The 19,224-nt window shown below is 68.1% G+C and carries 23 protein-coding genes; 13 read left to right on the top strand and 10 right to left on the bottom strand.

What is annotated here, in order from left to right; genetic code table 11:
- Nucleotides 1–224 precede the first annotated feature (224 nt).
- From AC3EF3_RS18085 to AC3EF3_RS18075, 3 genes are read right to left on the bottom strand one after another with little or no spacing between them, the layout of a single operon-like run.
- The gene (locus AC3EF3_RS18085; RefSeq protein WP_488533535.1) at nucleotides 225–728 is read right to left on the bottom strand and encodes a TlpA family protein disulfide reductase; all 504 of its coding nucleotides are present in this window, start codon (nucleotides 726–728) and stop codon (nucleotides 225–227) included.
- A gap of 44 nt (nucleotides 729–772) precedes the next feature.
- Nucleotides 773–1,489 (bottom strand): alpha/beta fold hydrolase, encoded by a 717-nt coding sequence (locus tag AC3EF3_RS18080; protein WP_488533534.1) that lies wholly within the window; start codon nucleotides 1,487–1,489, stop codon nucleotides 773–775.
- Nucleotides 1,489–2,721 (bottom strand): CaiB/BaiF CoA transferase family protein, encoded by a 1,233-nt coding sequence (locus AC3EF3_RS18075; protein WP_488533533.1) that lies wholly within the window; start codon nucleotides 2,719–2,721, stop codon nucleotides 1,489–1,491. The genes AC3EF3_RS18080 and AC3EF3_RS18075 overlap by 1 nt, the downstream gene beginning before the upstream one ends.
- Before the next feature lie 36 nt (nucleotides 2,722–2,757).
- Between AC3EF3_RS18075 and AC3EF3_RS18070 the strand changes: the two genes are divergently transcribed.
- The 5 genes from AC3EF3_RS18070 (at nucleotide 2,758) to ptsP (ending at nucleotide 7,031) form a co-directional block, all read left to right on the top strand.
- Nucleotides 2,758–3,273 (top strand): hypothetical protein, encoded by a 516-nt coding sequence (locus AC3EF3_RS18070; RefSeq protein WP_488533532.1) that lies wholly within the window; start codon nucleotides 2,758–2,760, stop codon nucleotides 3,271–3,273.
- Nucleotides 3,270–4,487: an MFS transporter gene (locus AC3EF3_RS18065; protein ID WP_488533531.1), complete on the top strand. Its 1,218-nt coding sequence runs from the start codon at nucleotides 3,270–3,272 to the stop codon at nucleotides 4,485–4,487. Before AC3EF3_RS18070 ends, AC3EF3_RS18065 begins: the two co-directional genes overlap by 4 nt.
- Nucleotides 4,484–4,939: a PTS sugar transporter subunit IIA gene (locus tag AC3EF3_RS18060; protein ID WP_488533530.1), complete on the top strand. Its 456-nt coding sequence runs from the start codon at nucleotides 4,484–4,486 to the stop codon at nucleotides 4,937–4,939. Before AC3EF3_RS18065 ends, AC3EF3_RS18060 begins: the two co-directional genes overlap by 4 nt.
- Nucleotides 4,908–5,177 carry an HPr family phosphocarrier protein gene (locus AC3EF3_RS18055; RefSeq protein WP_488533529.1) on the top strand — a complete coding sequence of 90 codons (270 nt, stop codon included), beginning with the start codon at nucleotides 4,908–4,910 and terminating at the stop codon, nucleotides 5,175–5,177. Before AC3EF3_RS18060 ends, AC3EF3_RS18055 begins: the two co-directional genes overlap by 32 nt.
- 90 nt (nucleotides 5,178–5,267) lie before the next feature.
- A complete protein-coding gene (gene ptsP, locus AC3EF3_RS18050; RefSeq protein WP_488533528.1) occupies nucleotides 5,268–7,031 on the top strand; it encodes a phosphoenolpyruvate--protein phosphotransferase in 1,764 nt (587 codons plus the stop codon).
- On the opposite strand, the gene AC3EF3_RS18045 is transcribed toward ptsP, so the two are convergent.
- Nucleotides 6,986–7,849 carry a DMT family transporter gene (locus AC3EF3_RS18045; protein WP_488533527.1) on the bottom strand — a complete coding sequence of 288 codons (864 nt, stop codon included), beginning with the start codon at nucleotides 7,847–7,849 and terminating at the stop codon, nucleotides 6,986–6,988. The genes ptsP and AC3EF3_RS18045 overlap by 46 nt on opposite strands.
- Before the next feature lie 98 nt (nucleotides 7,850–7,947).
- On the opposite strand from AC3EF3_RS18045, the gene AC3EF3_RS18040 reads away from it, so the two are divergent.
- On the top strand, nucleotides 7,948–9,315 hold the full coding sequence (locus AC3EF3_RS18040) for an NAD-dependent succinate-semialdehyde dehydrogenase (protein ID WP_488533526.1): 1,368 nt from the start codon (nucleotides 7,948–7,950) through the stop codon (nucleotides 9,313–9,315).
- Between the two features lie 11 nt (nucleotides 9,316–9,326).
- The gene (locus AC3EF3_RS18035; protein WP_488533525.1) at nucleotides 9,327–10,328 is read left to right on the top strand and encodes a cysteine synthase A; all 1,002 of its coding nucleotides are present in this window, start codon (nucleotides 9,327–9,329) and stop codon (nucleotides 10,326–10,328) included.
- 1 nt (nucleotide 10,329) lies between these two features.
- Here the strand turns inward: AC3EF3_RS18035 and lipA are convergent, their stop codons facing one another.
- The 6 genes from lipA to AC3EF3_RS18005 are packed head-to-tail and all read right to left on the bottom strand — an operon-like array spanning nucleotide 10,330 to nucleotide 14,675.
- Nucleotides 10,330–11,313: a lipoyl synthase gene (lipA, locus tag AC3EF3_RS18030; protein WP_488533524.1), complete on the bottom strand. Its 984-nt coding sequence runs from the start codon at nucleotides 11,311–11,313 to the stop codon at nucleotides 10,330–10,332.
- A gap of 9 nt (nucleotides 11,314–11,322) precedes the next feature.
- Nucleotides 11,323–11,976, bottom strand: coding sequence for a lipoyl(octanoyl) transferase LipB (lipB, locus tag AC3EF3_RS18025; RefSeq protein WP_488533523.1), 654 nt, complete (start codon nucleotides 11,974–11,976; stop codon nucleotides 11,323–11,325).
- 5 nt (nucleotides 11,977–11,981) lie between these two features.
- Nucleotides 11,982–12,263 (bottom strand): YbeD family protein, encoded by a 282-nt coding sequence (locus AC3EF3_RS18020; RefSeq protein WP_488533522.1) that lies wholly within the window; start codon nucleotides 12,261–12,263, stop codon nucleotides 11,982–11,984.
- On the bottom strand, nucleotides 12,260–13,150 hold the full coding sequence (locus AC3EF3_RS18015; RefSeq protein WP_488533521.1) for an aminotransferase class IV: 891 nt from the start codon (nucleotides 13,148–13,150) through the stop codon (nucleotides 12,260–12,262). Before AC3EF3_RS18015 ends, AC3EF3_RS18020 begins: the two co-directional genes overlap by 4 nt.
- Nucleotides 13,147–14,247, bottom strand: a complete 1,101-nt coding sequence (locus tag AC3EF3_RS18010) for an MBL fold metallo-hydrolase (RefSeq protein WP_488533520.1) — start codon at nucleotides 14,245–14,247, stop codon at nucleotides 13,147–13,149. The genes AC3EF3_RS18015 and AC3EF3_RS18010 overlap by 4 nt, the downstream gene beginning before the upstream one ends.
- Entirely contained in the window at nucleotides 14,238–14,675 is a 438-nt protein-coding gene (locus AC3EF3_RS18005; protein WP_488533519.1) for a hypothetical protein, read from the bottom strand. Before AC3EF3_RS18005 ends, AC3EF3_RS18010 begins: the two co-directional genes overlap by 10 nt.
- 148 nt (nucleotides 14,676–14,823) lie before the next feature.
- On the opposite strand from AC3EF3_RS18005, the gene AC3EF3_RS18000 reads away from it, so the two are divergent.
- The 6 genes from AC3EF3_RS18000 to atpA all read left to right on the top strand — a co-directional run bounded on the left by AC3EF3_RS18000 (nucleotide 14,824) and on the right by atpA (nucleotide 19,218).
- On the top strand, nucleotides 14,824–15,321 hold the full coding sequence (locus tag AC3EF3_RS18000) for an ATP synthase subunit I (protein WP_488533518.1): 498 nt from the start codon (nucleotides 14,824–14,826) through the stop codon (nucleotides 15,319–15,321).
- A gap of 21 nt (nucleotides 15,322–15,342) precedes the next feature.
- Nucleotides 15,343–16,230 (top strand): F0F1 ATP synthase subunit A, encoded by an 888-nt coding sequence (atpB, locus tag AC3EF3_RS17995; RefSeq protein WP_488533517.1) that lies wholly within the window; start codon nucleotides 15,343–15,345, stop codon nucleotides 16,228–16,230.
- 57 nt (nucleotides 16,231–16,287) lie between these two features.
- Nucleotides 16,288–16,551: a F0F1 ATP synthase subunit C gene (gene atpE / locus AC3EF3_RS17990; RefSeq protein WP_227753795.1), complete on the top strand. Its 264-nt coding sequence runs from the start codon at nucleotides 16,288–16,290 to the stop codon at nucleotides 16,549–16,551.
- Between the two features lie 63 nt (nucleotides 16,552–16,614).
- Nucleotides 16,615–17,085 (top strand): F0F1 ATP synthase subunit B, encoded by a 471-nt coding sequence (locus AC3EF3_RS17985; protein ID WP_488533516.1) that lies wholly within the window; start codon nucleotides 16,615–16,617, stop codon nucleotides 17,083–17,085.
- A 13-nt stretch (nucleotides 17,086–17,098) separates the two neighbouring features.
- Nucleotides 17,099–17,629 (top strand): F0F1 ATP synthase subunit delta, encoded by a 531-nt coding sequence (locus AC3EF3_RS17980; protein ID WP_488533515.1) that lies wholly within the window; start codon nucleotides 17,099–17,101, stop codon nucleotides 17,627–17,629.
- A 35-nt stretch (nucleotides 17,630–17,664) separates the two neighbouring features.
- Nucleotides 17,665–19,218: a F0F1 ATP synthase subunit alpha gene (gene atpA, locus AC3EF3_RS17975; RefSeq protein ID WP_488533514.1), complete on the top strand. Its 1,554-nt coding sequence runs from the start codon at nucleotides 17,665–17,667 to the stop codon at nucleotides 19,216–19,218.
- Nucleotides 19,219–19,224 lie beyond the last annotated feature (6 nt).

Genomic DNA, 19,224 nt, shown 5'->3' with positions numbered 1-19,224 from the left:
CTCGTGGGGATGGAGGGGGGTGGTCAGCTCGGCGAGCGGAATACGAAGCGGATCCAAGCGGCTGGATGCGAAGTGGAACGGCCCGCCAGTTTAGCGCGGCGGGCAGGTACTCGCGCTTGCCATTTTGTGACAGGCCCGCACATCAACAACGCAGCCCATTCGGGCCCACAAGACAAGTGAGCACGTGCTCAACAGCTTGCGCCAATCGCCCGGCGCACGCCGGATCAGCCCTCGGCGAGGAGCTTTTCGATGAGCTGGTGCAGCTCGGCGAAGTTCGGCTCGCCCACATAGCGCTTGACGATCTCGCCGCGCTTGTTCACCAGGAAAGTGGTGGGCGTGAGCTGCACGTCGCCCCAGGCCTTCGCCACGGTACCGGTGTTGTCGATCGCGACCTGGAACGGCAGTTTGCGCGTCTCGGTGTAGTTCACGACATAGCTCGGCGGGTCGTAGCTCATCGCCACCGCCAGCATGTCGTATCCCTTGCCGTGGTACTTGTCGTAGGTCGCGATCATCTTGGGCATCTCGCCCACGCAGGTCACGCAGCTCGTGGCCCAGAAGTTCACGAGGGTCACGCGGCCTTTCAGGTCGGCGGTCGTCTTCTTCGAGCCGTCCAGCAGCACGAAGGTGGACGGCGGCGCCGCTTCGCTCGCGCCGGCGACATAGAACGCCGCGCCGGCCGCGATCAGGGCCGCGGCGGCGACTCCGATGACGACGGGGGTCTTGGCCATGGCGCAATTTTACGGCCGCGCGGCCCCGGCCTGCATGCGCAAGGTCAAATACAGGCCATCAGCACTCGGGCCAGTTCCGCGGGGGCGCTCACCATCGGGTCGTGCCCCGTGGCGATCTCGGTGATGCGCCACGGCGCGCCCCAGAAGCCCGGATCGCGCACGCGCCGGCGGCTCGCATCGATCGTGGCGAGCGGCGGCGCGTTGCAGTCCACGAAAGTTCGGGGCACGCTCGCCACGCGCCGCGGATCGAATTGCAGCGGCGCGGTGTAGGTATGGCCGGGATGCGGCACCTGGCGCCGGCCCACCCACGCGTGCTGCGCGCCGGCCAGGCCGTATACCGCGGGGTCGGGCGGCGGGAAGCTGTAGTCGTGCGAAGCTTCGGCCGCGGCGATGCGCGCTTCGCGTGTGACGGCCGCATGCGTGCTGCTCCAGCTTTCGCCCGGCAGCGGCAGCACGGCGTCGACATACACCAGGTGTGCGAGCCGCTGCGGCATGCGGTCGGCGATCGCGGTGCCGATCATGCCGGCGAAGGAATGCACGGCCAGCACGGGCTGCTGCATTTCTTCCGCCTCGATCGCGTTGACGACGTCGGCGATGTGGGTTTCCAGCGTGATCGCCGGCGACATCAGGTGCGCGCGCTCGCCCACCCCCGTGAGCGTGACGGCGTGCACCCGGTGACCGGCGCAGGTCAGCGTCCGCACCACGTCGCGCCAGCACCAGGCGCCATGCCACGCACCATGCACGAGGACGAATTCGGCCATCAGATCGCTCCTTGCTGCCTCAGCGCCTCGATGCGCACGGCGTCGTATCCGAGCAGCTCGCCGAGCACTTCGACCGTGTGCTGACCGAGCAGCGGCGGCGGCCGGTCCGCGCGCACGGGGGTGCCGCTCATCTTGATCGGGCTGGCCACCAGCCGCACGTCGTCGCGCAGCGGATGCGGCCATGTGTTCACCATCCGTCGGTCGTTCACCTGCGGGTCCGCGAAGACTTCGGCCAGGTTGTTGATCGCGCCGCACGGCACCCGTGCCGTTTCCAGCGCGGCGAGCCAATCGGCCTTCGTGCGCGTGAGCATCGTCTCCTCGAGGAGGGGCACGAGCACGCGGCGATTGCGCACACGCCCCTGGTTCCTGGCGAAACGCTCATCGGCGGCGAGCTCGGGCCGGCCCGCGACCTCGCAGAACTTCGCGAACTGCGAGTCGTTGCCGACGGCGAGGATGATGAAGTCGCGGCCCGCCGCACCCGGCGCGGTCTCGAACACCTGGTAGGGCACGATGTTCTGGTGCGCGTTGCCCGCGCGGCCCGGCACCTGGCCGCTCACGAGATAGTTCGCCCCGAGGTTCGCGAGCATCGCGACCTGCGTGTCGAGCAGCGCCATGTCGATCCACTGGCCTTCGCCGGTGCGCTCCGCATGGCGCAGCGCGGCGAGGATCGCGGTGGCCGCGTACATGCCGGTGAAGAGGTCCGCCACGGCGACGCCGACCTTCTGCGGACCGCCGCCCAGGTCGTCGCGCTCGCCCGTGATGCTCATCAGCCCGCCCATGCCCTGCACGATGTAGTCGTAGCCGGCGCGGTCGCGGTAGGGGCCGGTCTGCCCGAACCCCGTGATGCTGCAGTACACGAGCCGTGGGTTCACCTGGCGCAGGCTTTCGTACGACAGGCCGTAGCGCGCGAGGTCGCCGACCTTGAAGTTCTCCACCAGCACGTCGCAATGCGCGGCCAGCTCGCGCACGAGCTGCTGGCCGGCCGGCTGCGCGATGTCGCAGGTGATCGAGCGCTTGTTGCGGTTCGCACCGAGGTAGTACGCGGCCTCGTGCGTGTCCTGCCCCTGCGCATCCTGCAGGAAAGGCGGCCCCCAGCTGCGGGTGTCGTCGCCGCTGCCCGGCCGCTCGATCTTGATGACGTCGGCGCCCAGGTCGGCCAAGGTCTGGGTGCACCAGGGTCCCGCGAGCACGCGCGAGAGGTCCAGCACACGGATGCCGTCGAGTGAATTCATGACGGGAGATTGTGGGCCAAACCGATAATTGCGGGGATGTATCGACCGATCGCCGCGGCCCTGCTCCTGTTCGCCGCCGCCTGCACACCGACCTTCAACTGGCGCGAGATCCCCGTCGAATCCACCGGCCTGCGGGCGATGCTGCCCTGCAAGCCCGACGCCGTCGAGCGCCGCATCGAATTCACGCCGGGGCGCGAGATCGTCGTGCACGCGTTCGGCTGCGAGACGGGCGGTGCGACCTTCGCGGTGCTGTACGCCGACGTCGGGCAGGCCGGCGAGCTCGCCGCCGCGCTGGCCCAATGGAAGAAGGCGAGCCTCGCGGCTTCGAAATCCCGTGTCGAGCGAGAGCAGCCTTACCAGCCCCAGGGTGCGCTGGGCCTGGCCGAATCCGCGATGGTGCGCGCCGCGGGCCAGCGCGGGGACGGCAGTGCCGTGCAGAGCCAGGCCGCGTACTTCGCGCGCGGCACGCGCGTGTTCCAGGCGGTGGTCTACGCGCCGCGCCTGAAGACCGAGATGACCGAGCCCTTCTTCGCGGGGCTGCGCTTCGAATGACGGTGCTCACGCGACAGCGCGCCGTCCTCGTCTTCCTCGCGTTCGCCTTCGCCTATTTCTTTTCGGCGGTGCTGCGCGCCATCACGGCGACGCTCTCGCCGACGCTCACCCGCGAATTCGCGCTGAACGCGCAGCAGCTCGGCCTGCTGGCGGGCGGCTTCTTCCTGGGCTTCGCGCTGCCGCAGTTGCCGCTCGGACGCTGGCTCGACCATTACGGGCCGCAGCGTGTGATGCTCGGCTTCATGGTGGCCGCGATCGCCGGGTGCGTCGCGTTCTCGCTGGCGGGCGGCTTCGCCGGCCTGCTCGCGGCGCGCGTGCTGTGCGGCGTCGGCGTGAGCGCCTGCCTGATGGCGCCGCTCACCGGCTTTCGCCACTGGCTCGAGCCGCCGGCGCAATTGCGCGCCAACTCGTGGATGCTGATGACCGGCTCCCTGGGCATGGTCGCGTCGACCTTGCCGGTGCAATGGCTGATGCCGCGCATCGGCTGGCGGCCGGTGTTCTGGATCGTCGCCGCCGGGATCGCGATCGCCAGCGTCGCCATTGCCTTCCTGCTCCCACGGTGGGGCAGCGGCGTGCACGAGCCGTCCGCGAAGCCTCCCAGCTACGCGCAGGTCTGGCGCCATCCCTATTTCCGCCGCATGGTGCCGGTGGGCTTTTTCAACTACGGCGGCATGATCGCGATCCAGTCGCTGTGGGCCGGGCCGTGGATGGTCCGCGTCACGGGGTTCGACGCCGCGCAGGCGGCCGGCGGCCTGTTCCTGATCAACCTCAGCATGCTCGCCACCTTCTGGAGCTGGGGGCTCATGAACCCGTGGCTGCAGCGCCGCGGCATCACCACCGACAAGCTGATCGCGCGCGGCGTGCCGCTGAACCTGCTGGTGCTCGCGGCCATCGTCTGGGCCGGGCCGGCGGCGGGTCCGGTGTCCTGGGCGCTGTTCTGCGTCTCGGCGACCTTCATCTCGCTGGCCCAGCCGGCGGTGGGCATGGCGTTTCCCCCGCGGTTGGCGGGACGTGCGCTGTCGGCGTACAACCTGGTGATCTTCGCCGGAGTCTTCGTCGTGCAGTGGGGCATCGGCCTGCTGGTGGACGCGTTCGGGGCCGCCGGCTGGGACGCGGTGTCGTCTTTTCGCGCCGCGATGGCCGTGTTCCTCGTGACCTGCCTGTTCGGCTATGGCTGGTTTCTGTGGGCGGCGACGGATAATCAAAGCCAGTGAACGCCATCCTGATCATCGCCCACGCCCCGCTCGCCCACGCGCTGCGGCAGTGCGCGCTGCACGTCTTTCCCGACTGCGGCGCGCACCTGGCGGCGATCGACGTGCAGCCCAACCTCCCGCCGGAGGAGACGCTGTCCACGGCGAAGATCGCGCTGGACCAGCTGTTTCGCGCCAACGGCACGAAAGGCGTGCTCGTGCTCACCGATATCTTCGGCGCGACGCCGAGCAACGTGGCGCAGAAACTCGTCGATGGCGTGAAGTCGCGCCTGATCACCGGCGTGAACCTGCCGATGCTGCTGCGCGCCGTCAGCTACCGCAACGAACCGCTCGATGCCCTCGTCTCGCGCGCCGTCATCGGCGGCACCCAGGGCGTGATGCAGGTCGCCATCACCGCACCCCAGAACCAGCCCCGCCGCAACCATGAGCAGGACGACCGCGACCATCAGCAATAAGCTCGGGCTGCATGCCCGCGCCTCGGCCAAGCTCACCAAGCTGGCCGGCAGCTACCCCTGCGAGGTGTGGATCAGCCGCGGCGACCGGCGCATCAACGGCAAGAGCATCATGGGCGTGATGATGCTGGCCGCGGGCCTGGACAGCGAGGTGACGATCGAGACGGTGGGCGAGAAGGAGCAGGAAGCCCTGGATGCCATCGTCGCGCTCATCAACGACAAGTTCGGCGAAGGCGAGTAGCGACATGGCCCCCACATTCGCCCACTGCGTGTGGCTCTCTGCCCCCCGAGGGGGCCGCGTTTCGCCTTCCGGCGGCCGGGCGGCGAAACCATGACCTTTTCCGTCCACGGCCTCGCAGTCGCCCGCGGCATCGCGATCGGGCGCGCGGTGCTGATGGCGTCCAGCCGCGTCGACGTGGCGCATTACTTCGTCGAGCCGGGCCAGGTCGCCGCCGAGATCGAGCGCGTGCGCCAGGGCCGCAACGCGGTGGTCGACGAGATCCACCGCCTGCAGCACACGATCGCGCAGATGGGGCCCAAGGAAGCGCCGCACGAACTCGCGGCGCTGCTGGACGTGCACCTGATGCTGCTGCAGGACGAGGAGCTGATCTCGGGCGTGAAGCACTGGATCACCGATCGCCTCTACAACGCCGAATGGGCGCTGACGACGCAGCTGGAAGTGCTGTCGCGCCAGTTCGACGAGATGGAGGACGAGTACCTGCGCCAGCGCAAGGCCGACCTCGAGCAGGTGGCCGAGCGCATCCTGCGCTACATGAAGGGCGTGCCTTCGCCCGTGGCGCCGCCGCCCTCGAAGCGCAAGACGCCGCAGGACCTGCTGCTGGACGACAGCGTCGACGTGCCGCTGGTGCTGATCGCGCACGACCTGTCGCCCGCGGACATGCTGCAGTTCAAGCAGAGCGTGTTCGCCGGCTTCGCCACCGACGTGGGCGGGCGCAACTCGCACACGGCGATCGTGGCGCGCAGCATGGACATCCCGGCGGTGGTGGGCGCGCGCAGCGCCTCGCAGCTGGTGCGGCAGGACGACTGGGTGATCGTCGATGGCGACGCCGGCGTGATGATCGTCGATCCGTCGCCCATCATCCTCGCCGAGTACGGCTTCAAGCAACGGCAGGGCGAACTGGAGCGCGGCCGCCTCTCGCGCCTGCGCCACACGCCCGCGCTCACGATGGACGGGCAGAAGGTCGAGCTGCTCGCCAACATCGAAATGCCCGACGATGCGCCGCATGCGCTGAAGGCCGGCGCCGTCGGCGTGGGCCTCTTCCGCAGCGAGTTTCTCTTCATGGGCCGCCGCGGCGACCTGCCCGACGAAGACGAACAGTACGAGGCCTACGTGCGTGCGGTGCGCGGCATGGAAGGCCTGCCGGTGACGATCCGCACCGTCGACGTCGGCGCCGACAAGCCGCTGGACGAGGCGATGCGGGACGCGGCGCACCTCAATCCCGCGCTTGGGCTGCGCGCCATCCGCTGGAGCCTCGCCGACCCGGCGATGTTCCTCACGCAACTGCGCGCGATCCTGCGCGCGGCGGCGCAAGGCCAGGTGAACCTGCTGATCCCGATGCTCGCGCATGCCAGCGAGATCCGCCAGACCCTGTCGCTGCTGGATTTCGCGCGGGCGGAGCTGGACAACCGCGGCGTCGTCTACGGGCCGGTCAAGATCGGCGCGATGATCGAGATCCCCGCGGCGGCGCTGACGCTGAAGATCTTCCTCAAGTACTTCGATTTCCTCTCGATCGGCACCAACGACCTGATCCAGTACACGCTGGCGATCGACCGCTCCGATGAATCGGTCGCCCACCTGTACGACCCGCTGCATCCCGCGGTGCTGAGACTGGTCGCCGAGACCATCGCCGAATGCAACCGCCAGCACAAGGGCGTGAGCGTCTGCGGCGAGATGGCGGGCGACACGAGCATGACGCGCCTGCTGCTCGGCCTGGGCCTGCGCAGCTTCTCGATGCACCCGGCGCAAATCCTCGCGGTGAAGCAGGAGGTGCTGCGGGCCGACGCGTCGCGCCTCGAGGGTTGGGCGCGTCAGGTGCTGGAAGCCGAGGACCCGGCGACCTTGCTCGCGGGCTGAGGCGCGCGGGTGCCGAGCACGGCCGCACCGATGATCAGCGCTGCCGCCAGCACGATGCTCCACGAGGGCGGGCGGCCCGTCGCGATCATGAGCAGCAGCGTCGAGGCCAGCGGCGTGATGTAGCTCAGGATGCCGATCTGGCGCGGGTCGCCGAGCTTGAGCGCCTTGTCCCAGAGGAAGAACGCCGCACCCAGGGGCCCGAGCCCGGCGATGACGATGAACAGCCAGTCGCGCGCGGCGAGCCGGGCGGGCGGCTCCAGCCACGCGTGGCACAGCAGCGCGAGCATCCCCGAGACCAAACCGAACAGGCCGACTGCCGCCGTCGGGAATGCGGCCACGCGGCGCGTCATCAGCGAATACGTCGACCAGATGAACGCCGCGCCGAGCGCCGGGACATACCCCCAGGACCAGCCGCCGCCCGAGGTGCCGCCGCCCAGGATCGCGACGGCGGCGCCCGCGAAGCCGGCGAGCCCGGCGAGCACGTGCGCCAGGCGCAAATGCAGGCCCGGCAGGATGACCGGCGCCAGCAGCACGATGAGCAGCGGCCACAGGTAATTGACGAGGTTGGCCTCGACCGCGGGCGCGCTGCGCAGCGCGACGAACAAGAGGAAGTGATAGGCGAAGAGGCCATAGATGCCGAGCGCCAGCGTCCGCGGCGGAACGCGCCACTGCCGCACGAGCGGCCACGCCGGCACGCTGCCGGTCACGAGCGCAAGGCCGGTGAGCAGGAACGGCGGCACGTGGGACAGTGACACGCCCAGGGTCGCGAGCGTGGCCCAGAGGGCGATCGCGCCGAGCGCGTAGAGGTTCGCGGGCATGCGCCGAGCTTACGCCAGCGACACCGAACTCCTTCCTTGCAACCCGGGTCTTAACGAGATACGCGCGACACGCCGCAGCCCATCCGCGGAGCCACACCATGAGCATCGAATCCGTGAATCCCGCCACTGGCGAGAAGATCAAGTCCTATCCGGCCATGCGCGCTGACGATGTCAACGAGATCATCGGTCGTGTGCACGACGCGTTCCTGACCTGGCGCGCCACCTCCATGGTCGAGCGCGCGCAAAGGCTGCGCACGGTGGCGGCCGCGCTGCGCGAGCGTGCGCGCGAGTGGGGCGAACTGATGGCGCGCGAGATGGGCAAGCCCGTTCGCGACGGAATCTCGGAGGCGCAGAAGTGCGCGCTGTGCTGCCAGTATTTCGCCGAGCACGCGGAGCAGTTCCTCGCGCCGCAGACGATCGGATCGGACGCGCGCAAAAGTTTCGTCACCTTCAATCCGCTGGGCGTGGTGCTCGCCGTGATGCCCTGGAACTTTCCCTTCTGGCAGGTGTTCCGCTTTGCCGCGCCGGCGCTGATGGCCGGCAACGCGGTCGTTCTCAAGCACGCGTCCAACGTGCCCGGCTGTGCGCTGGCGATCGAGCAGATCCTGCGGCAGTCGGGCGAGCCGCACGACCTGCTGCGCACGCTGCTGATTGGCAGTGAGCAGGTCGAGGCGGTGATCGCGCACCCGCTGGTGCGCGCGGTCACGCTCACGGGCAGCACGCCGGCGGGGCGGACCGTCGCGAGTCATGCCGGCCAGCACCTGAAGAAGACCGTGCTCGAACTGGGCGGCAGCGATGCTTACCTCGTGCTCGAAGACGCCGACATCGAGCAGGCCGCGGCCGTGAGCGCGAAGGCGCGCCTGGTCAACGGCGGGCAGAGCTGCATCGCGGGCAAGCGCTTCATCGTCGTCGACGCGGTGCGCGGTGAGTTCGAGCGCCGCTTCGTCGAGAAGATGAAAGCCGTGCGCCAGGGCGATCCGCTCGACATGGAAACGCAAATCGGCCCGCTGGCGCGCCAGGACCTGCGCGAAGGCCTGCACCAGCAGGTGCAGGACAGCATCCGGCGCGGCGCGCGTTGCCTGCTCGGCGGCGAGCTGCCCTCGGGCCCCGGCGCGTTCTATCCGCCCACCGTGCTCACCGACGTCGGCAAGGGAATGCCGGCGTACGAGGAGGAGCTGTTCGGGCCCGTGGCCGCGATCATCCCCGTGCGCGACGAGGCGCAGGCGATCGCCACGGCGAACGACTCCAGCTACGGGCTCGGCGCCTCGGTGCTCTCGCGTGACCTCGCGAGGGCCGAACGCATCGCCGCCGATTCCATCGAGGCGGGCTGCGTGTTCGTCAACGACGCGGTGCGCTCCGATCCGCGGCTGCCGTTCGGCGGCGTCAAGGACAGCGGTTACGGGCGCGAGCTGTCGGCCTACGGCATCAAGGAATTCGTCAACATCAAGACCGTGTTCGTGGCCTGAGGCGGATCACCATGGACATACGCGACAGCTTCGCCGAGGCGGTGGGCCACACGCCGCTGATCCGCCTGCGCCGTGCGTCCGAGCTCACCGGCTGCACGATCCTCGGCAAGGCCGAGTTCATGAACCCGGGCGGCTCGGTCAAGGACCGCGCGGCGCTGTACATGGTGCTCGATGCCGAGCAGCGAGGCGACCTGCGTCCCGGCGGCCTGATCGTCGAAGGCACGGCAGGCAACACCGGCATCGGTCTGGCGCTGGTGGGCAACGCGCGCGGTTACCGCACGCTGGTCGTGATCCCGCAGACCCAGAGCCAGGAGAAGAAGGACGCGCTGCGCCTGGCCGGTGCGCAGCTGAAGGAAGTGCCCGCCGCGCCGTACAGCGACCCGAACAACTACGTGCACGTCGCCGAGCGGCTCGCCGCGGAACTGGCGCGCACCGAACCGAACGGCGTGCTCTACGCGAACCAGTGGGACAACCTCTCCAACCGCGAAGGGCATGTGCGCTCCACCGGTCCTGAGATCTGGGCGCAGACCGACGGACAGGTCGATGGCTTCACCTGCGCGATCGGCACCGGCGGCACGCTCGCCGGCGTGGGGCTGTACCTGAAGTCCAAGAAGCCCGAGGTGGTCATCGCCGCCGCCGACCCCATGGGTGCGGGCATGTACCGCTGGGTCAAGCAGGGCGAGTTGCGCAGCGAGGGCAGCTCGATCACCGAAGGCATCGGCCAGAACCGCATCACCGGCAACCTGGAAGGCGCGCCGATCGACGAGGCCTACCAAATTCCCGATGACGAAGCGCTGCCCGTGCTGTTCTCGCTGCTGCGCGATGAGGGCCTCTGCCTGGGCGGCTCCAGCGGCATCAACGTCGCCGGTGCGATTCGCCTGGCGCGCGACCTCGGGCCGGGCCACACGATCGTGACGATCCTCGCGGATTCCGGAACGCGCTACCAGTCCAAGCTGTTCAATCCCGCGTTCCTGCGCGAGAAAGGCCTGCCGGTCCCCGACTGGCTCGCGTGATTCAGGCCACGCCGGCGGCGTGCGCCTGCTGGTCGGCGTGGTAGCTCGAACGCACCATGGCGCCGACAGCGGCGTGCGAGAAGCCCATCTCGATGGCCTTCGCCTCGAACATCTTGAAGGTGTCCGGGTGCACGTAGCGACGCACCGGCAGGTGCGACGTCGAGGGCGCGAGGTACTGCCCGATCGTGAGCATGTCGATGCCGTGCGCGCGCATGTCGCGCATCACGTCGAGGATCTCTTCGTCGGTCTCGCCCAGTCCCACCATCAGGCCGCTCTTGGTCGGGATGTGCGGGAACAGCTGCTTGAACTTCTTCAGCAGGTTCAGGCTGAACTGGTAATCGGACCCCGGACGCGCTTCCTTGTACAGGCGCGGGATCGTCTCGAGGTTGTGGTTCATCACGTCGGGCGGCGCGGCCTTCAGGATTTCGAGGGCCCGGTCGTCGCGGCCGCGGAAGTCCGGCACCAGCACCTCGATGGTCGTGCCGGGCGAGAGCTCTCGTGTCTTGCGGATGCACTCCACGAAATGGCCGGCGCCGCCGTCGCGCAGGTCGTCGCGGTCGACGCTGGTGATCACCACGTATTTGAGCTTCAGCGCCGCGATGGTCTTCGCGAGGTTCTCGGGCTCGTTCGCATCGAGCGGGTCGGGCCGGCCGTGGCCCACGTCGCAGAACGGGCAGCGGCGCGTGCACTTGTCGCCCATGATCATGAAGGTGGCCGTGCCCTTACCGAAGCATTCGCCGATGTTGGGGCAGGAGGCTTCCTCGCACACCGTGTGCAACTTGTGTTCGCGCAGGATCTCCTTGATCTCGTAGAAACGCGTGTTGGCCGAGCCGGCGCGCACGCGGATCCAGTCGGGCTTCTTCAGGACTTCGCCCGGCTCCACCTTCACCGGGATGCGCGAGAGCTTCGCCGCCGCCTTCTGTTTGGCCAGGGGGTTGTAGGCCTCGAGGGGCTGCGCTTCGCGCACGACGTCGTTGCTGCTCATGACAGGCTTTCAGGGCGCGAGGTGCGTGGCCAGCTTGTCGGCCAGCACGCGCGCGGCTTCTTCCCAGGTGGTGGAGATGCCGATTGTAGAAAGGTCCACCGTTTGCAGGTTTGCGTAGCCGCAAGGGTCGATGCGCGAGAAGGGTTCCAGGTCCATCGCCACGTTGAGCGCCACGCCGTGGTAGGCGCAGCCGCGGCTCACCTTGATGCCCAGCGCGGCGATCTTGCCGAGGCCCTCGAAGGACGAGGAAGCCAGCCGCGAATGCCCGAACGGGTCATCCAGCTTCACGTAGATGCCCGGGGCACCGGTCACGCGATGCCCCGTCACACCGAAATGGCGCAGCGTGCGGATCACCGACTCCTCGATCCGGTACACGTATTCCTTGACGAAATAACCGGCGCGATGCAGGTCCATGAGCGGGTAGGCGACCACCTGGCCGGGCCCGTGGTAGGTCACCTGGCCGCCGCGGTTGGTGGCCACGACCGGGATCCCGCCTGCCTCGTGCACGTGCTGCGCCTTGCCGGCGAGCCCTTGCGTGAACACCGGCGGGTGTTCGCACAACCACAACTCGTCCTCGGTGGACGGCCCGCGCGCGGCCGTGAAGGCCTGCATGGCCTCGTACGTGGGCCGGTAGTCGACCCGTCCACGCGGGACGATGCGCATGGGCCCTAGAGGACGACCTTCACCATCGGGTGCGTCGACAGCGTGCGGTACAGCTCGTCGAGCTGCTCGCGGCTGGTCGCGGTGATGGTGATGGTGATGCCGAGATAGTTGCCGGCGCTGCTGTCGCGCAGCTCCACGGTGGCGGCGTCGAAGGTCGGGTCGAACTGCTTCGCAATCTGCGTGACGGCGTGCACGAACCCCTCCACCTTCTGGCCCATCACCTTGACGGGGAACTGCGACGGGTATTCGATGAGCGATTTGCGGGAATCGGGCAGGGGCTGGGTCATGAAGAACTTTCCTTCGCACGCTGGTAGCCGGCGTACAGCTTCCCATAGATGGGACCCGGCCGCCCGTTTGCAACCGGCCGCCCGTCCAGCTGCGTCACGGCGATCACCTCCTTGGTCGCCGAACTGAGCAGGATCTCGTCGGCGGCGACGACTTCGTCGCGCGTGACGCGGCGCAGCTCGAAGGGGATGCCTTCGGCCCGGCACAACTGCTCCAGCAATCCGTAACGGATGCCTTCGAGCACCAGGTTGTCCCTGGGCGCGCCGAGCACCACGCCGTCCTTCACCACCCAGACGTTCGACGCCGCGGCTTCGCTCAGGAAGCCGTCGCGGAACATGATCGTCTCGTTGGCGTCGACGTCGGCGCTGAGCTGGCGCGCGAGGACGGCGCCGGCCAGGCTGATGCTCTTGATGTGCGCCTTCTTCCAGCGGAAGTCGTCGGCCGTGACGCAGGCCACCCCACGTGCCCGCTCCTCGGCCGTGTAGATGTACATGCGGTTGCTCATGGCGAAGACGGTGGGCTGCAGGCCGGGAATCATCGTGTGGTCGCGCAGGGCGACGCCGCGCGTGAGTTGCAGGTAGACGAGCTGGTTCGTCTCGCCGGCCGGCCGGCCCTGTTGCCTGGCGTAGGCACCGACCAGCTGCATCACGATGTCGCGCCACTGGAGGCGGTTCATGGGGTTGGGAATGCGCAGCTCGCCCAGGCTGCGGTCCAGCCGCGCCATATGCTCGTCGAAGCGGAACGGCTTGCCCGCGTAGGCCGGCACCACTTCGTACACGCCGTCGCCGAAGACGAAGCCGCGGTCCATCACGCTGACCCTGGCATTGGGCAAGGTCGTGAATTCGCCATTGAGGTAGCAGGGCAGGTCGGGCAATGCAGTCGCGCTCATGGGGCGATTGTCCTCTGGGGAGGAAACCAGCGCGTCTCGCCGATCTTCATCACGAAAAAGTCCTCGTCGGCGACGCCCAGGGCCCGGCGCGCGAGCGCGAGGTCCCGGGGCGGCTGGTCGAGCGGCTCGTCGGTCAACTCGAAGGTGCCCCAGTGGACGCCGAGGCTGCGGCGCGCGCCGAGGTCGCGGTGCGCCTGCACGGCTTCCGCCGGATTCATGTGCTGCGCCGCCATGAACCAGCGCGGCTCGTAGGCGCCGATCGCCAGCAGGGCAAGGTCGAACAGCACGCCATCCTTCGCGCGCTCGGCGAGCTTCCCGCGCGTATCGGCGAAATCGCGGCTGTAGCCCGCATCGCCGGAGAAGTACCAGCGCAGGTCGGGCGCGAACACGGCCCAGCCGCCCCACAGCGTCTGGTTGCGGTCGCTCGTGGTTCGCGACGACCAGTGCTGCACGGGCACGAGGTGGAATTCGACCCCGCCCACGGAATGCGAATCCCACCAGTCGAGCTCGATGGCGTTGCGAATGCCCTGCTGCTCCAGCCAGGGCTTGATCCCGAGCGGCACGAGGAACAGCGTGCGGCCGTGCGAGCGCTCGTTCAACTGCACGACGCTGGCCCGGTCGAGGTGGTCATAGTGGTTGTGGGAAATCACCACGACGTCGATTGGCGGCAACTCGTCGAGCGCCATGCCCGGCGGCTGCGCGCGCTTCGGGCCGGCAAACGGCAGGGGCGAGGCGCGCTGCGAGAAGACCGGATCGGTGAGGATGTTCAGGCCGCCGCTTTGCACGAGCGTCGTCGCATGCCCCATCCACGTCACTGAGGCTTGCGCCGCCGGCCCGCTGTTCGCCCTCAGCCGGGCAATGTCGGCCGTGGTCGTCGGCGTGGGTGCCTGCGGAGTGGGCGGCAAGCCGTTGCGCCACGCGTCCATCTTCCAGCGCAGCAGGTCCGAGAGCGGCTTCGCGACGGCTCCGGCGGAGTTGTTGCGAAAGCCGTCCGGTGTGTGATGGGGCCTGGTGGGGTCGTAATAGGGATTGGCCTGCGCGCCGGAGGCCGCAAGCAGCCAGCCGGCCGCCAGGCCGCACAGTGGCTTCAGTGCCACGCCAGCACGGCTGCGATGGCCACGAAGCCGAGCACGAGGTTCAACTTGGCCAGCAAGGTGATCTGCCCCGCCGCTTTCGCGCCGCCCGGCCAGTCCTGGCGCGCGACGGCGAGCTTCAGGCGTCGCCAGGGCGAAAAGGCGATATGGCCGAAGACCAGCATCATCAGCACGCCGATGCCCGCCATCGCCTGCCAGCCCCGCGGAGGCGAACCGGCGCCGGCCATCATCCAGCTCCCGGTCACGAGCAGCACGACGATGCTCACTCCGACAAGAACGAGAAAGCGCGCGAGCACGGCCGTGACGAGCTTCAGCCGCACGGGCGGCTCGAGCGCGCCCAGCGCCGGCCGCAGCGCGACCACCATGAAGAGCATCCCGCCCATCCAGGCGATTGCCGCGGCGACGTGGAGAAAAAGCATGAGCACCTGCATCGCGTGAATTGTCGCGTCCTACGCAGAAGTACTGGTTGTTGCTGAGATGGCCCGTCGCGGCGCCCGACTACTGGGATCGAGTGCGGGTTCCTACTTATAATGAGAGGCTTTGTGAAAATTCAGGGCCCCAGGCGGCGCACGCAAGAACATGAAAACAGTCGCGCCGCTTCCTGACGATCCCGAAGTCGCGGAGGACGTCCCGGTCAAGCCGCTGAGCGCACAAGAGGTGCGACGGCTGCGCGAACAACACCCCCCGGTTTCCCCCTGGTGGGTGGTGGCGGGGCAGGTAGGCGTGGGGCTCCTTGCGGCTTTGGCGGCGTGGGGTTTCACAGGGAAGCAAAACGTTGGGTGGTCCACCGGTTACGGTGCGCTGGCCGTGGTGATCCCCGCGGCCATTTTTGCGCGAGGACTCACGTCGCGTTTTTCGTCGCTGAACGCGGGTACCGCGGCAGTGGGCTTCCTGGTGTGGGAGATGGTCAAGGTGGCTTCGACGATCGCGCTGGTTGGCGCGGCGCCGAAGCTGGTGCGGGACCTGAGCTGGCCGGCGATGCTGGTGGGCCTGGTCTTGGCACTGAAGGTGTATTGGGTGGCGCTGGCTTTCAACCCTCGGGCAAGAAAGCCGGCTGCCGCGAATGAAGAAACTTGAGCTGGCGAGAGACAACGATCCATGGCTGCCGAACACGCTGCTGAAGCCGCTGCCGAACACGGACAGACCGCAGGCGAATACATCCTGCACCACCTGACGTTCTGGCAGAACCACCCGCCCCGCAACGTCGCCGATTTCAGCGTCTTCAATTTCGATTCGCTGTTCTTCGGCATCCTGCTGGGCGCGCTGGTCTGCTTCTTCATGTGGCGGGCCGCGAAGAAGGCCACGCCCGGCGTGCCGGGCCGCTTCCAGGCCGCGGTCGAATTCCTGGTCGAGTACGTCGACTCGCAGGCTCGCGGCATCATCCACAACGCCGAGAGCCGCAAGTTCGTCTCGCCGCTGGCGCTCACCGTGTTCCTGTGGATCGTCGCGATGAACACGATGGACCTGCTGCCGGTGGACCTGCTGCCGGCCGTCTGGCAGTCGCTCAATGGCGCCGCCGGCCACGATCCGCACCACGCCTTCCTGCGTGTCGTGCCCACGGCCGACCTGTCGATGACCATGGGCCTGTCGGTTTCCGTGCTGCTGATCTGCCTGTACTACAACATCAAGATCAAGGGCGCGGGCGGCTGGGTGCACGAGCTCTTCACGGCCCCGTTCGGCAACCACTGGGCGCTGTATCCCTTCAACTTCGCGATGCAGATCATCGAGTTCGTCGCGAAGACCGTCTCGCACGGCATGCGGCTGTTCGGCAACATGTACGCCGGCGAACTGATCTTCCTGCTGATCGCCATGATGGGCGGCGCCTGGGGCGCGCTCGGCATCGGCGGCTCCATCGGCCTGGCCCTCGGACACATCGTCGCGGGCTTCGCGTGGGCCGTGTTCCACATCCTGATCATCGTGCTGCAGGCCTTCGTGTTCATGATGCTGGCCCTGGTCTACATCGGCCAGGCCCACGACGCGCACTGAGCGCACCCGTTTTCTTTCCCTTGCTTCAACCACCAAAGTCCCTCTAGGAGAACACAAATGGAAGTCATCAGCTTCGTCGCCCTGGCCGCCGGCCTGATCATCGGTCTCGGTGCCATCGGCGCCTGCATCGGCATCGGCATCATGGGCAGCAAGTACCTCGAGTCGGCCGCCCGCCAGCCCGAGCTGATGAACGAGCTGCAGACCAAGATGTTCCTGCTGGCCGGCCTGATCGACGCGGCCTTCATCATCGGCACGGGTATCGCGCTGTGGTTCGCCACCGCCAACCCGTTCCTGGGCCAGCTCGCGAACCTGCCGAAGTAATCGCCGCGTCCCATCAACCCCCGCCCGTAGCCGCCTGGAGCGCGCGGGTGCAAGGATGAACCAGTGAGCATTACCGCAACCCTCATCGTTCAGATCATCGTGTTCCTGCTGCTGGTGGCGTTCACGATGAAGTTCGTGTGGCCGCCGATCGCGGCCGCACTGGACGAGCGCGCGAAGAAGATCGCCGAAGGCCTCGCCGCCGCCGACAAGGCGAAGGCGGAACTGGCCGACGCGGACAAGCGCGTCGAGCAGGAGCTGGCGAAGTCGCGGGCCGACACGGCGCAGATGCTGGCCGAAGCCGAGCGTCGCGCGCAGGCCATCGTCGAAGAGGCGAAGGGCCGCGCCACGGAAGAAGGCAACAAGATCATCGCCGCCGCGAAGGCCGAAGCCGACCAGCAGACCGTCAAGGCGCGCGAGGCGCTGCGCGAGCAGGTCGCCGCGCTGGCCGTCAAGGGCGCCGAGCAGATCCTGCGCCGCGAGGTGAACGCCTCCGTGCACGCCGACCTCCTCAACCGCCTGAAGACCGAGCTGTAAAGGCAGTCGCACCATGGCCGAACTCGCCACGATCGCCCGTCCCTACGCCGAGGCGCTGTACAAGTCCTCGCAGGCCGACATCGGCAGCACGTCGCAATGGCTCGACGCGCTCGCGAACGTCGCGGGCAACGCGCAGCTGCTGCAATTCGCCGACAACCCGAAGGTCACGCCGCAGCAGGTGTTCGACGTCGTCTCCGACGTCGCGCGCGTGCAGCTGCCGCCCGCCGGCCAGAACTTCCTGCGCACCGTCATCGACAACGGCCGTCTCGCGGCGCTGCCCGAGATCGCGCACCAGTTCCGCGAACTGCGCAACGCCCAAAGCGGCGCGTCGGATGCGGTCGTGTACAGCGCGTTCCCGGTTTCCGAGGCGCAGCTGGCCGAGGTGAAGGCCTCGCTCGAAAAGCGTTTCGGGCGCAAGCTCAATGCCACGGTGCAGGAGGATGCGTCCCTCATCGGCGGCATCCGCGTGGTGGTCGGCGACGAGGTGCTGGACACCTCGGTGAAGGCCCGCCTCGAACAGATGAAAGTCGCGCTGACGGCGTAAGCCGTTTCGCCCCAAGTTAACCAAAGGAAAGAGTCATGCAACTCAATCCCGCTGAAATTAGCGAACTGATCAAGAGCCGGATCGAGGGCCTGGCGGCCAGCGCCGACATCCGCAACCAGGGCACCGTGATCTCGGTGACCGACGGCATCGTCCGCATCCACGGCCTGTCGGAGGCGATGGCCGGCGAAATGCTGGAATTCCCCGCCACGCCCGATGGCACGCCGACCTTCGGCCTCGCGCTGAACCTCGAGCGCGACTCCGTCGGCGCGGTGATCCTGGGCGAGTACGAGCACATCTCCGAGGGCGACACCGTCAAGTGCACGGGCCGCATTCTGGAGGTGCCCGTCGGCCCCGAGCTCGTGGGCCGCGTGGTGAACGCGCTCGGCCAGCCGATCGACGGCAAGGGCCCGATCAACGCCAAGATGACGGACGTGATCGAGAAGGTCGCGCCCGGCGTGATCGCGCGCCAGTCGGTGTCGCAGCCGGTGCAGACCGGCCTGAAGTCGATCGACGCGATGGTGCCGATCGGCCGCGGCCAGCGCGAGCTGATCATCGGCGACCGCCAGACCGGCAAGTCCGCCGTGGCTGTCGACGCGATCATCAACCAGAAGGGTCAGAACATGACCTGCGTGTACGTCGCGATCGGCCAGAAGGCGTCCACGATCAAGAACATCGTGCGCGCGCTGGAAGCCAATGGCGCGATGGAGTACACGATCGTCGTGGCCGCGTCCGCTTCGGAATCGGCGGCCATGCAGTACGTGTCGGCCTATTCGGGCTGCACCATGGGCGAGTACTTCCGCGACCGCGGCCAGGACGCCCTGATCATCTATGACGACCTGTCCAAGCAGGCCGTCGCCTACCGCCAGGTCTCGCTGCTGCTGCGCCGCCCGCCGGGCCGCGAAGCCTACCCCGGCGACGTGTTCTATCTCCACAGCCGTCTGCTCGAGCGCGCCGCGCGCGTGAACGCCGACTACGTCGAGAAGTTCACCAAGGGCGAAGTCAAGGGCAAGACCGGCTCGCTCACCGCGCTGCCGATCATCGAGACGCAGGCCGGCGACGTGTCCGCGTTCGTGCCGACCAACGTGATCTCGATCACCGACGGCCAGATCTTCCTGGAAACCAGCCTGTTCAACGCCGGCATCCGTCCCGCCATCAACGCGGGTATCTCGGTGTCGCGCGTCGGCGGTGCCGCCCAGACCAAGCTGATCCAGAAGCTGTCCGGCGGTATCCGTACCGACCTCGCGCAGTACCGTGAACTCGCCGCTTTCGCGCAGTTCGCCTCCGACCTCGACGCGGCCACGCGCAAGCAGCTCGATCGCGGCGCGCGCGTGACGGAACTGCTCAAGCAGCCGCAGTACAGCCCGCTGCCCATCAGCCTGATGGCCGCGTCGCTCTACGCGGTGAACAAGGGCTTCTTCGACGACATCGACGTGAAGAAGGTCCTTCCCTTCGAGCACGGCCTGCACCAGTACCTGAAGGACAAGCACGGCGACCTGCTCGCCACGCTGCAGCAGGGCAAGGCGCTGGACGACACGACCGAGCCGCCGCTGAACGCCGCGATCACGGCGTTCAAGAAGACCTTCGCCTGACCACGA

It is taken from the genome of Ramlibacter sp. GS1-15 (genome assembly GCF_057785015.1).
The sequence above is the reverse complement of the archived record's forward strand: the minus strand, read 5'-3'. Positions and strand labels throughout refer to the sequence as shown.